We start from the raw sequence: 13,998 nt of genomic DNA on the forward strand, positions 1-13,998 counted from the left end.
TTAGTTATAAGATAACTTATAGTTTGATTTCAATGTCCACACCAGATGGTAAATCAAGACGCATTAACGCATCTACTGTTTGTGGTGTTGGGTTCACAATATCGATTAAGCGTTTGTGTGTACGCATTTCAAATTGCTCACGAGAATCTTTATACTTATGCACAGCACGTAGGATTGTATATACTGACTTCTCCGTTGGAAGTGGGATTGGTCCAGATACGTTTGCTCCTGAACGTTTAGCCGTGTTAACAATCTTTTCAGCTGATTGATCTAGAATTCTGTGATCATATGCTTTTAAACGAATGCGAATCTTTTGCTTTGCCATTGTAGCCCCTCCTTTATTCGTCCATTTTTAAAATAGACATGCTCCGTGAAAATTTCCTTGCACCCTGCCATGGCAAAGGGGCCGGGTGTGTCAGCAACCTTCCACATCATCACTGTCAATGACCAACGCTCTCTATTATATAATATTATACATAGAGATTGCAAGAAAAACTTTTTTCTAAACGTCGATCACACTTTTACTATTATAAATACTATATTCACTAATTGCAAGCATAGAATAAAATTTCTTTTTCATAACTATTAAATAGTGATATAGAAGTCAACAACTTTAGCTTCAAAGATTTGTTTTTAAATATTGAGCTAAGAGAACAACATAAACTAGAGTATCTTATTTCTTGGAACAAAGCAATTAAAAAAAGATTGCAGTTAAGAAAATATTTAACAATCTTTCTTACTCGCATTTATATATGATGAAACTCACTTTCAAAAAATCTACAAAAAAAGAACACCCTGACATGCAGAGTGTTCTTTATATAATGTAATTAAAATTACTTTTGGATTGTAGCTACAACACCAGCGCCTACTGTACGTCCACCTTCACGAATAGAGAACTTAGTTCCTTCTTCGATAGCGATTGGAGCGATAAGTTCAACAGTCATTTCGATGTTGTCACCAGGCATTACCATTTCAACGCCTTCCGGAAGTTGAATGATACCTGTTACGTCAGTTGTACGGAAGTAAAACTGAGGACGGTAGTTTGAGAAGAATGGAGTGTGACGTCCACCTTCTTCTTTAGATAATACATAAACTTCAGCTTTGAACAGTGTGTGTGGAGTGATTGTACCTGGCTTAGCAAGTACTTGACCACGTTGTACTTCATCACGAGAAACCCCACGAAGAAGTGCACCAATGTTATCTCCAGCTTCAGCATAATCAAGAAGCTTACGGAACATTTCTACTCCAGTACAAGTAGTTTGTTTTGGCTCTTCAGTTAAACCGATGATGTCGATAACGTCACCAACGTTTAATTGACCACGCTCAACACGTCCAGTAGCAACTGTTCCACGTCCAGTGATTGAGAATACATCCTCAACTGGCATCATGAATGGTTTTTCTTTATCACGCTCTGGAGTTGGGATGTAATCATCTACAGCAGCCATAAGCTCGATGATTTTCTCTTCGTAGCCTGCATCTCCTTCTAAAGCTTTAAGAGCAGAACCTTGGATAACTGGTACATCGTCACCAGGGAAATCGTATTCAGAAAGAAGGTCACGTACTTCCATCTCTACTAATTCTAATAGTTCTTCGTCATCTACCATGTCACATTTGTTTAAGAATACAACTAGGTAAGGTACACCTACTTGACGAGAAAGAAGGATGTGCTCACGAGTTTGTGGCATTGGACCATCAGCAGCAGATACTACTAAGATACCACCATCCATTTGTGCAGCACCAGTGATCATGTTTTTAACATAGTCAGCATGTCCTGGGCAGTCAACGTGTGCATAGTGACGGTTGTCAGTTTCGTACTCAACGTGTGCAGTTGAGATTGTGATACCACGTTCGCGCTCTTCTGGAGCACCATCGATAGCATCATATGCCATAGCTGTACCTTTACCAGATTTCTTAGCTAATACTGTTGTGATAGCAGCAGTTAAAGTTGTTTTACCATGGTCAACGTGTCCAATTGTACCGATGTTAGCATGGGTCTTGGAACGATCAAATTTTTCTTTTCCCATTTTTCTTTTCCTCCCTTAAATAACAATAAAAATTTTATGGATAAGAAAGGTGTCATATCCCTTTGATAATCACCTTTCCTAGCTTACAATAATTTTTTCTGAGAAACAACTTTTAAACGATATTATTCGCCAGTTTGTTTCTTAATGATTTCTTCAGTAATACTCTTTGGTGTATCTTCATAATGATCGAATGTCATTGTGTATGTTCCACGTCCTTGTGTACGAGAACGAAGAGATGTTGCATATCCGAACATTTCAGCAAGAGGAACCATAGCACGAACTACTTGTGCGTTTCCACGAGCTTCCATACCTTCTACGCGGCCACGACGAGCTGTAACGTCTCCCATTACATCTCCCATGTACTCTTCTGGTACAACAACTTCAACCTTCATAATTGGCTCTAGAAGAACTGGGCTACATTTTGATTTAGCATTTTTTAACGCCATTGAACCAGCGATTTTAAATGCCATTTCATTTGAGTCAACATCATGGTATGAACCATCGAAAAGTCTTGCTTTGATATCAATAACTGGATATCCAGCAATCATTCCATTCTGAAGAGCTTCTTTAATACCAGCTTCTACTGAACCGATGTATTCACGAGGAACAACCCCACCAACAACGCCATTCTCAAATTCATATCCTGCTCCTTCTTCATTAGGAGAGAACTCAACCCAAACGTGTCCATATTGTCCACGTCCACCAGATTGACGTACGAATTTACCTTCAACTTTTGCAGCTGAACGAATTGTCTCACGATATGATACCTGAGGAGCACCTACGTTAGCCTCTACTTTAAACTCACGTTTCATACGGTCAACAATAATGTCTAGGTGAAGTTCACCCATACCTGAGATAATTGTTTGACCAGTTTCTTCGTTTGTTTCAGTACGGAATGTTGGATCTTCTTCTGCAAGTTTAGCTAAAGCCATACCCATTTTATCTTGGTCTGCTTTTGACTTAGGCTCAACAGATAAAGAAATTACTGGTTCCGGGAATTCCATAGATTCTAAGATAACTTCGTTCTTTTCATCACAAAGAGTATCTCCAGTAGTTGTATCTTTAAGACCAACTGCCGCCGCAATATCTCCAGCATATACTTCACCAATCTCTTCACGAGAGTTAGCGTGCATTTGTAAGATACGTCCTACACGCTCACGCTTACCTTTTGAAGAGTTCTTTACGTATGAACCAGAGCTTAAGACACCAGAATATACACGGAAGAAAGTTAATTTTCCTACGTATGGATCTGTCATTACCTTAAACGCTAATGCAGAGAATGGTGCTTCATCACTTGATTCACGTGTTACCTCTTCTTCAGAATCAGGTAAAGTACCTTTAATTGAAGGTACATCTAGTGGTGATGGTAAGTAGTCTAGTACTGCGTCTAGCATTAATTGAACACCTTTGTTCTTAAATGCAGAACCACAGATAACAGGGTAGAACTCAACGTTACAAGTACCTTTACGGATTGCTCCTTTTAGTTCTTCTTTCGTAAGTTCTTCACCTTCTAAGTATTTCATCGTTAACTCTTCATCTAACTCAGCTGCAGCTTCTACTAATTTTTCATGGTACTCTTGAGCAAGCTCTTTGTACTCATCTGGAATCTCTTTAGCATCTGTACGAGTACCAAGATCATCCTCATAGAAATATGCAACCATGTCGATAAGGTCAATGATACCTTCGAATTCATCTTCAGCACCAATTGGTAACTGGATTGGATGAGCATTCGCTTGTAAACGTTCATGCATTGTCTTAACAGAGTACAAGAAATCTGCACCTGTCTTGTCCATTTTATTTACGAATACAACACGAGGAACACCGTAAGTTGTAGCTTGACGCCATACTGTCTCAGTTTGCGGTTCTACTCCTGATTGAGCATCTAATACCGCAACTGCTCCGTCTAATACACGTAAAGAACGTTCTACTTCAACTGTAAAATCTACGTGACCCGGTGTATCGATAATATTGATACGGTGACCTTTCCAAGCAGCTGTTGTCGCAGCAGATGTGATAGTAATACCACGTTCTTGCTCTTGCGCCATCCAGTCCATTTGAGAAGCACCTTCATGTGTTTCACCGATTTTATGAATACGACCAGTGTAGAATAATACACGTTCTGTAGTTGTTGTTTTACCGGCATCAATGTGAGCCATGATGCCGATATTACGCGTATCTTTTAAGGAGAATTCTCTTGCCATAGGGTATTTCTCCTTCCTTCAATAAAAAGATAGTTGTTTTTTTATAGAATAAATCCTACCAACGATAGTGAGCAAACGCTTTGTTTGCTTCTGCCATTTTATGCGTATCTTCACGCTTCTTAACAGCTGCACCAGTATTGTTAGCAGCGTCTAAAATTTCATAAGCTAAACGCTCTTCCATCGTTTTTTCTCCACGATTACGAGCATAGCTTACTAACCAACGAAGTCCTAGTGTAGTACGACGCTCTGGTTTAACTTCAATCGGCACTTGATAGTTAGCACCACCAACACGGCGAGCTTTAACCTCAAGTACAGGCATGATGTTCTTAAGAGCTTGATCAAATACTTCCATAGGGTCGTTTCCACTGCGCTCTTTTACTAATTCAAACGCATTATATAATATCGTTTGAGCTACCCCACGCTTACCATCTACCATGATACGGTTGATTAAACGTGTTACTAGCTTTGACTTATAAATTGGATCTGGTAATACATCACGACGAGTTACAGGTCCTTTACGAGGCATTGTTTCCCCTCCTTTCATCTATTAAACATGTTTTATTATTTCTTTGCTTCTTTCGGACGTTTTGTTCCATATTTAGAACGACCTTGCATACGGTTTTGAACACCTGCAGTATCAAGAGCACCACGAACGATGTGGTAACGTACCCCTGGTAAGTCTTTTACACGTCCACCTCTGATAAGTACTACACTATGCTCCTGAAGATTGTGACCAATCCCTGGAATATATGCAGTTACCTCGATTCCGTTAGTTAAACGTACACGAGCATATTTACGAAGTGCTGAGTTCGGCTTCTTCGGTGTCATTGTACCAACACGAGTACATACCCCACGTTTTTGTGGTGAAGACTGGTTAGTTTGTGACTTGATAAAGCTGTTATAGCCTTTATTTAAAGCTGGTGAATCAGACTTCTGAGTTTTCGCCTTACGTCCTTTACGGATAAGTTGATTAATAGTAGGCATGATATTTCCTCCTTTCCTCTATGAATATTTAAGACCACTGATCCTGGTGGTTCATAAATTTACAAAAGTAAAGTTTTTGCCAAGCAAGTTCGCATCGCGTTGGCAAAAACGTCATTTACTTTGTTAACGTAACAGTGGTTGCTCCTACATCAATTCCTGCAGCTTTTCCAAGCTTCTTCATAGAATCAACGATTGTAATTGGAACGCCTTTTTTCTTAGCAAGGTTTTCAACTTTCAGGATAATCCTTTTGTCTGCATCACTTGCTATAAATACCTCTTTGGCCATTCCATTATCTAGAGCTTTTAATGTTTGCTTTGTACCAATTATAAGGTTCGTAACCTGTGACACTTTTTCATAAGACATTAAGTAATCCTCCAAAGTAACAGGTTTCTCTCAGGCACACTTCGTAATATTATCACCACGAGCAAGTGATGTCAACCTTTTTAAAATATTATTCTTGAGTGACCACATCTTCAATTGTTTCTTCGACGTCTTGCTCTGGTACTTCTTCATCATATTTTGATTTGATATCAATATTACGGTAGCGTTGCATACCTGTTCCTGCTGGTACAAGCTTACCGATGATAACATTTTCTTTAAGTCCAAGCAACTCATCTCTTTTACCTTTAATGGCAGCATCTGTAAGAACTCTTGTTGTCTCTTGGAACGAAGCTGCTGATAGGAACGAGTCTGTTTCTAGAGAAGCCTTCGTAATACCTAGAAGTACTGGACGACCTAATGCTGGATGTTCCCCTTTAACCAATACTTTATGGTTCGCATCATTAAATTGTTGGATCTCGATAAGTGAACCAGGAAGTACGTCTGTTTCACCAGCATCGATAACACGAATTTTACGAAGCATTTGTCTTACCATAACCTCAACGTGTTTATCTCCAATTTCTACCCCTTGCATACGGTATACTTTTTGTACTTCACGAAGCAAGTATTCTTGAACACCATGGATTCCTGTAATACCAAGTAATTCTTTTGGATCGATAGAACCTTCAGTAATCTCTTGTCCTGGGATTACTTCATCATCTAAAACTACTTTTATACGCGCACCGTAAGGGATGGCATACGTCTTCGTTTCCATTTCCCCTTGTACAGTAACTTCACGCTTATCTGCTTCATTGATATTAATGATTTTACCTTCAATTTCAGAAATTACAGCCTGACCTTTTGGATTACGCGCTTCAAATAGTTCCTGGATACGCGGTAACCCTTGAGTAATATCGTCTCCAGCTACACCACCCGTATGGAATGTACGCATCGTTAACTGTGTACCTGGCTCACCAATTGATTGAGCGGCGATAATACCTACAGCTTCCCCTACTTCTACATCGCTTCCTGTAGCAAGGTTTCGACCATAACATTGTTTACAAACTCCATGGCGAGTATCACACGTAAAGACAGAACGAATTGTTACTTCTTCAATTCCAGCTTCAACGATCACTTTCGCTATATCTTCATCTATTAATTCATTTTTCTCAACGATTGTCTCATTTGTTTCTGGGTGACGAATTGTTTTGAACGCAACACGCCCTGTTAGGCGGTCGTATAGATTTTCAATAACTTCTGTTCCCTCTTTAATAGCTGCTACTTCTAGACCACGATCCGTTCCACAATCATCATCACGAACGATAACATCTTGTGCTACGTCAACTAGACGACGAGTTAGGTAGCCAGAATCGGCAGTCTTAAGAGCTGTATCAGCAAGACCTTTACGGGCACCATGCGTAGAGATAAAGTACTCTAATACTGTTAACCCTTCACGGAAACTTGATTTAATTGGAAGCTCGATAATACGTCCAGATGGGTTGGCCATCAGACCACGCATACCAGCTAACTGTGTAAAGTTAGATGCGTTACCACGGGCACCAGAGTCACTCATCATAAAGATTGGGTTTAATTTGTTTAATGAACCCATTAATTTATTTTGAATAACATCCTTTGCTTCACTCCATATAGAGATAACACGGTCATACCGCTCTTCCTCTGTAATTAAACCACGTCTGAACTGTTTTAAGACACGTTCAACCTTCTCTTCTGCCCCTTTGATGATCTCTTTCTTTTCAGCAAGTACTACGATATCAGAAACACCAACTGTGATACCCGCCTTCGTAGAATATCTAAATCCAAGATCTTTCATTCGGTCTAGCATTTTTGAAGTTTCCGTAATTTTGAATTTCTTAAATACTTCCGCAATGACATTTCCTAAGAAGCCTTTTTTGAACGGATTAACTACTTCACGCTCTGCAAAAAGTTCTTTTACATTCGTTGTATTTTCAACAATATATCTTTCTGGTGTTGCTACTTGTAAATTATATGTTGTAGGTTCATTCATGTAAGGGAATGATTCAGGTAAAATTTCGTTAAAAATCAACTTACCTACAGTCGTTAATAACAATTTATCAGACTCTTCTTCAGAGAATGTTGTCTTTCCTAACGACCTAACTGGGATCGCGACTCGGCTATGTAAGTGTACATAACCATTTTGGTATGCAATAAGAGCTTCATTCGTATCTTTAAAGATAGCTCCTTCACCCTTTGCATTTTCACGCTCTAATGTTAGGTAGTAGTTTCCTAATACCATATCCTGTGACGGTGTAACTACAGGCTTACCATCCTTAGGGTTTAAGATATTTTGAGCAGCTAGCATTAAAATGCGAGCCTCTGCTTGAGCCTCGGCTGATAACGGTACGTGAACAGCCATTTGGTCTCCATCAAAGTCAGCGTTATATGCTGTACATACTAATGGATGCAGCTTAATTGCACGACCTTCAACAAGAGTTGGTTCGAATGCTTGGATACCTAGCCTATGAAGAGTCGGTGCACGGTTCAGTAGAACTGGATGCTCTCTAATAACCTCTTCTAGTACGTCCCATACTTCAGGTTGTACACGCTCAACTTTACGCTTCGCACTCTTAATATTGTGTGCTAAGCCTTTACTAACAAGCTCTTTCATAACAAAAGGCTTAAATAGCTCTAACGCCATTTCTTTAGGAAGTCCACACTGATACATCTTCAGTTGAGGTCCTACTACGATAACGGAACGTCCAGAGTAGTCAACACGCTTACCAAGTAAGTTCTGACGGAAACGACCTTGCTTACCTTTTAGCATGTGAGATAACGATTTTAAAGGACGGTTACCCGGACCTGTAACCGGACGACCACGACGACCATTATCAATAAGAGCATCGACAGCTTCCTGTAGCATACGCTTTTCATTTTGAACAATGATATTAGGAGCGCCTAGATCTAATAACCTCTTTAAACGGTTATTACGGTTAATAACACGACGATATAGGTCATTTAAGTCAGACGTCGCAAAACGACCACCATCTAGCTGTACCATCGGACGTAACTCAGGTGGAATAACCGGAAGTACATCAAGAATCATCCACGGTGGCTCATTTCCAGAGTTACGGAACGCTTCAAGCACTTCTAATCGCTTAATCGCACGAGTTCTTCTTTGACCCTGAGCTGTAGTAAGCTCTTCTTTTAATGCCTCTACTTCTTTTTCAAGGTTAATATCTGCTAGAAGCTTCTTAATTGCTTCTGCACCCATCTCTGCTGTGAATGAACGGCCATACTTTTCACGGTATGAACGATATTCTTTTTCAGAAAGAAGCTGTTTCTTCTCTAATGGTGTATCACCTTGATCTGTTACTACGTAAGAAGCAAAATAAATTACTTCCTCTAGTGAACGAGGTGACATATCTAGTACAAGACCCATTCGACTTGGAATTCCTTTGAAATACCAAATGTGAGAAACAGGAGCTGCTAGTTCAATATGACCCATACGCTCACGACGAACTTTGGCTCTCGTTACTTCAACACCACAACGGTCACAAACAACACCTTTATAACGAACACGTTTATACTTTCCGCAATGACATTCCCAGTCCTTCGTTGGACCAAAGATTCTCTCACAGAATAAACCGTCTTTTTCCGGCTTTAATGTACGATAGTTTATCGTTTCTGGTTTCTTAACTTCTCCCCGTGACCATGAACGAATTTTGTTTGGCGATGCAAGGCCAATCTTCATATATTCAAAGTTATTGACATCTATCAAGGGGCTAACCTCCCTTTCGATCTTCAGGTTCTAGAGGGTGCAATAAAAGTAAGGTTGGTAATTATCTAATAAATAAAGATATCTCTTTTTACCCTTCAAGTAACCGATTCCTTACTTTTAAAACACAACATTCTAAGGCTTTCAATAGGATAGTCAGGGAATACCCTGACTACTACTTCATTGATTGTTCCTTATCCATTTATCTCATTTGATTCAACATTTAAATTCAACTTATCATTTGACTGTTCATCTTCATCATCAAGTTCTCTCATCTCGATCTCTTCCTCGTTACTAGAGAGCATCTTAACGTCCATACCAAGACTTTGAAGCTCTTTAATTAGAACTTTAAATGACTCAGGAACACCTGGTTCTGGAACATTTTCACCTTTAACAATTGCTTCATATGTCTTCACACGTCCAACGACGTCATCTGACTTAACAGTAAGGATTTCTTGTAACGTGTATGCTGCACCATAAGCTTCAAGTGCCCAAACCTCCATCTCACCGAAACGCTGCCCACCAAATTGTGCTTTACCACCTAGTGGCTGTTGCGTTACTAATGAGTATGGTCCAGTTGAACGAGCATGTAGCTTATCATCAACCATGTGAGCTAGTTTGATCATGTACATAATCCCAACAGAAACACGGTTATCGAATGGTTCACCTGTACGTCCATCATATAATACGGTTTTCCCGTCTCTAGCCATACCAGCTTCATCTAACGTACCCCATACATCTTCCTCACGTGCTCCATCAAATACCGGTGATGCTACATGAATACCTAGCTTTCTTGCAGCCATACCTAAGTGAAGCTCTAGTACCTGACCGATGTTCATACGAGAAGGCACCCCTAATGGGTTTAACATGATATCAATTGGTGTACCATCCGGTAAGAATGGCATATCTTCTTCTGGCATAATACGAGAAATTACACCTTTGTTACCATGACGACCAGCCATTTTATCGCCTTCATGAATTTTACGTTTTTGTACGATATACACACGTACAAGTTGATTTACACCTGGTGGTAATTCGTCACCGTCTTCTCGGTTGAAGATTTTTACATCAAGAACGATACCGTCTCCACCATGAGGTGCTCTTAATGACGTATCACGTACTTCACGAGCCTTTTCACCGAAAATTGCATGTAAAAGACGTTCTTCTGCTGTTAGTTCCGTAACCCCTTTTGGTGTTACTTTACCAACTAGAATGTCTCCATCTTTTACTTCCGCACCAGTGCGAATGATTCCACGTTCATCTAAATTCTTTAACGCATCTTCCCCAACGTTCGGGATATCACGAGTGATTTCTTCTGGCCCAAGCTTCGTATCACGTGCTTCAGATTCATATTCTTCAATATGAATAGATGTATACACGTCATCCTTTACAAGACGCTCACTAAGAATAATCGCATCCTCGTAGTTATACCCTTCCCATGTCATGAAGCCAACAAGGACGTTACGGCCAAGAGCCATTTCCCCTTGCTCCATTGATGGCCCATCAGCAAGAATTTCACGTTTTTCAACAATGTCACCTTCTGCTACGATCGGACGTTGATTATAACTCGTACCTTGGTTAGAACGAATAAACTTTTGAAGCTTATATTTATCTAAATCACCTTTAACTTCTTTACCATCTACTTCTTCAATACGGCGAACCCATACCTCTCTCGCTGTAACACGTTCAACAACACCAGGATGCTTAGATACAATCGCTGCACCTGAGTCTTTCGCTGAAACATGCTCCATACCAGTACCAACAAGTGGTGCTTCTGGAACAAGAAGAGGAACTGCTTGACGTTGCATGTTCGCTCCCATTAACGCACGGTTCGAGTCATCATTCTCTAAGAACGGGATACACGACGTTGCCGCTGATACAACTTGCTTAGGAGATACGTCCATATAGTCAAGTCGCTCACGTGGAACAACAATGTTCTCCCCTTTGAAACGAGAAATGATGTTCTCATTAACAAATGACCCATCTTCATTAAGTAAGGCATTCGCTTGGGCTACTACATAGTTATCCTCTTCATCTGCAGTTAAGTAATCAATTTGAGCTGTTACTCTTCCTGTTTCAGGGTCAACCCGACGATACGGAGTTTCCATAAAGCCAAATTCATTTACTTTCGCATAAGAAGATAATGAGTTAATTAACCCAATGTTCGGACCCTCTGGCGTTTCAATCGGACACATACGACCATAGTGAGAGTAGTGAACGTCACGTACTTCAAAGCCCGCACGCTCACGAGTCAGACCACCAGGTCCTAATGCCGATAGACGTCGCTTATGAGTTAACTCAGCTAATGGATTTGTTTGGTCCATGAACTGAGAAAGCTGAGAACTACCAAAGAACTCTTTAATAGAAGCAATTACCGGACGAATATTGATTAACGCTTGAGGTGTAATCATATTCGGATCTTGAATTGACATTCTCTCTCGAACAACACGTTCCATTCTCGAAAGCCCAATACGGAATTGGTTTTGAAGCAATTCTCCAACTGAACGAAGGCGACGGTTTCCTAAATGGTCAATATCATCTGTGTCACCGACACCATGAAGTAAATTAAAGAAATAGTTAATCGAAGCAAGGATATCTGAAGGTGTAATATGCTTTACACTTTTTTCGATCAATCCATTACCGATTACTTTAATCGTACGCTCTCCTTCTTGGTCATCAGGAGAATAGATTTCGAATGACTGCATTTCAATATCAGCATCTTCTACTACTCCACCTGATACTCTAGCAGTACGGAATCCAACATCCTTCTCTAAGCTAGGAAGGATACGATCTAGAGTACGACGATCTAAGAGTGTTCCTGATTCTGCAATGATCTCCCCTGTTTCAGGGTCAACAAGAGTTTCTGCTAATCGTTGATTAAATAGACGATTTTTGATATGAAGCTTCTTGTTAATTTTGTAACGACCAACATTTGCTAAGTCATAACGTTTCGGATCAAAGAAACGAGACTCTAATAAACTTTTTGCATTATCTACTGTTGGAGGTTCTCCTGGACGTAGACGCTCATAGATTTCTAATAGCGCTTTATCAGTACCATCTGTATTATCCTTCTCTAGCGTGTTACGCAAGTACTCATCTTCACCAAGAAGATCAACGATTTCTTGGTCCGAACCGAACCCAAGCGCACGCAAAAGAACCGTAACAGGTATCTTCCTAGTACGATCTATTCTCACATAAACGATATCTTTGGCATCTGTTTCCAGCTCTAGCCAAGCCCCACGGTTAGGAATTACAGTTGCTGTAAAACCTTTTTTACCATTTTTGTCAATCTTTTGACTATAGTACACACTTGGTGAACGTACAAGCTGTGAAACAATAACGCGCTCAGCACCATTGATGACGAACGTACCTGTTTCTGTCATTAATGGGAAATCACCCATAAATACTTCTTGCTCTTTCACTTCACCCGTTTCTTTGTTAATTAAACGGACTTTAACACGTAGCGGTGCTGCATATGTAACATCTCGCTCTTTAGATTCATCAACCGAATATTTCGGTTCGCCTAAACTGTAATCAATAAATTCCAATACTAAGTTTCCCGTGAAATCCTGAATCGGGGAAATATCTTGAAACATCTCTCGTAAACCCTCATCAAGAAACCATTGATAAGAAGCAGTCTGAATTTCGATCAAATTAGGAAGTTCAAGAACTTCATTAATTCGAGCGTAGCTTCTTCTTTGGCGGTGGCGTCCATACTGAACTAGTTGACCTGTCAACTGATTCACCCCTCAAACTAGCGATTTATTATATCCATTAAAAGAAAAATCTCACAGCTCATAGATAGTGACTCTTTCGAGAACCCGTCCATGGCTATATAAAAGAAAAAATGGTTTCCAATTTAATAAAAACCATATTTCTCTTACTCTCAATTCGATTATACCAGTATAACCATTTAAATCCATTTTATACAATGAACGACTATTGAATAATTTTAAAATAGTCAGCTAAAATATATAGTTATACGCATTAAATAACAGTACCACAAACACATTGCCGAGTCAATATTTTTTTGCCTTAATTATAAAATAGCCTTTTTTCTTCTCTACTACTTCTACTTCCTGAAACATAGTCTCTAACTTTTCAATTGTTGATGGAGCTCCTTGTTTCTTTTGTATGACAACCCATAACTCTCCTTCAATTTTCAGATGCTCATACGCTTGCTCATAGAGCTCATGAACAACTTGCTTCCCTGCTCGTATCGGTGGGTTTGTCACAATACTTGTAAAGTCATTTTTAGTTATGTTAGAAAGTAAATCACTTTTTTCAATAACTATATTTGTAACCTGATTTGCAGATGCATTTTTCTTCGAGAGCTGTAAAGCTCTTTCATTCACATCGATCATCCACACTGTTCGTTCTTTATCTTCATTCGCTAAAGATATTCCAATTGGACCATAACCACAACCTACATCTAGGATATCTCCTTCTCTTTCAGGAAACGTAAATTTTTCAATCAATAATTTACTCCCAAAGTCTATTTCCTTTTTAGAAAATACACCACTATCAGATGTGAACATAAAGCGTTTACCTCTTAATTCAAAAGGAAATGTATGTTCATTACTTTCCACTGTAGGCTTATCCGTATAATAATGTTCTGACATTCTTCTTCTCCTTCGCTATGCACCTTGTAAGGTAATTCTTTCCTTCATATTGTACATGAATCATCTTTTCGAATCCAATTGCTACTATAATCAA

Annotated in this window: 9 protein-coding genes; all 9 read right to left on the reverse strand. The window is 39.5% G+C overall.

Translation table 11 applies throughout. The annotated features are described in order from the left end of the window. Window positions 1-16: 16 nt before the first annotated feature. The 9 genes from rpsJ to CD003_RS16455 all read right to left on the reverse strand — a co-directional run bounded on the left by rpsJ (window position 17) and on the right by CD003_RS16455 (window position 13,904). Window positions 17-325 (reverse strand): 30S ribosomal protein S10, encoded by a 309-nt coding sequence (gene rpsJ, locus CD003_RS16415; protein ID WP_096202147.1) that lies wholly within the window; start codon window positions 323-325, stop codon window positions 17-19. A gap of 508 nt (window positions 326-833) precedes the next feature. After that, on the reverse strand, window positions 834-2,024 hold the full coding sequence (gene tuf / locus CD003_RS16420) for an elongation factor Tu (RefSeq protein ID WP_096202148.1): 1,191 nt from the start codon (window positions 2,022-2,024) through the stop codon (window positions 834-836). 122 nt (window positions 2,025-2,146) lie between these two features. Beyond that, on the reverse strand, window positions 2,147-4,225 hold the full coding sequence (gene fusA / locus CD003_RS16425) for an elongation factor G (protein WP_096202150.1): 2,079 nt from the start codon (window positions 4,223-4,225) through the stop codon (window positions 2,147-2,149). A gap of 55 nt (window positions 4,226-4,280) precedes the next feature. Next, window positions 4,281-4,751: a 30S ribosomal protein S7 gene (rpsG, locus tag CD003_RS16430; protein ID WP_096202151.1), complete on the reverse strand. Its 471-nt coding sequence runs from the start codon at window positions 4,749-4,751 to the stop codon at window positions 4,281-4,283. A 35-nt stretch (window positions 4,752-4,786) separates the two neighbouring features. Next, window positions 4,787-5,209: a 30S ribosomal protein S12 gene (gene rpsL / locus CD003_RS16435; RefSeq protein WP_096202153.1), complete on the reverse strand. Its 423-nt coding sequence runs from the start codon at window positions 5,207-5,209 to the stop codon at window positions 4,787-4,789. Between the two features lie 115 nt (window positions 5,210-5,324). After that, window positions 5,325-5,573, reverse strand: a complete 249-nt coding sequence (locus CD003_RS16440) for a 50S ribosomal protein L7ae-like protein (protein ID WP_096202154.1) — start codon at window positions 5,571-5,573, stop codon at window positions 5,325-5,327. Window positions 5,574-5,661: 88 nt separating this feature from the next. After that, on the reverse strand, window positions 5,662-9,285 hold the full coding sequence (gene rpoC, locus CD003_RS16445; protein WP_096202155.1) for a DNA-directed RNA polymerase subunit beta': 3,624 nt from the start codon (window positions 9,283-9,285) through the stop codon (window positions 5,662-5,664). 191 nt (window positions 9,286-9,476) lie between these two features. Beyond that, window positions 9,477-13,019 (reverse strand): DNA-directed RNA polymerase subunit beta, encoded by a 3,543-nt coding sequence (gene rpoB / locus CD003_RS16450; RefSeq protein WP_096202157.1) that lies wholly within the window; start codon window positions 13,017-13,019, stop codon window positions 9,477-9,479. Between the two features lie 282 nt (window positions 13,020-13,301). Next, a complete protein-coding gene (locus CD003_RS16455) occupies window positions 13,302-13,904 on the reverse strand; it encodes a class I SAM-dependent methyltransferase (RefSeq protein WP_096202158.1) in 603 nt (200 codons plus the stop codon). Window positions 13,905-13,998: the final 94 nt, after the last annotated feature.

The sequence above is a fragment of the Bacillus sp. FJAT-45350 genome (assembly GCF_002335805.1).
Classification (GTDB): Bacteria; Bacillota; Bacilli; order Bacillales; family NISU01; genus FJAT-45350.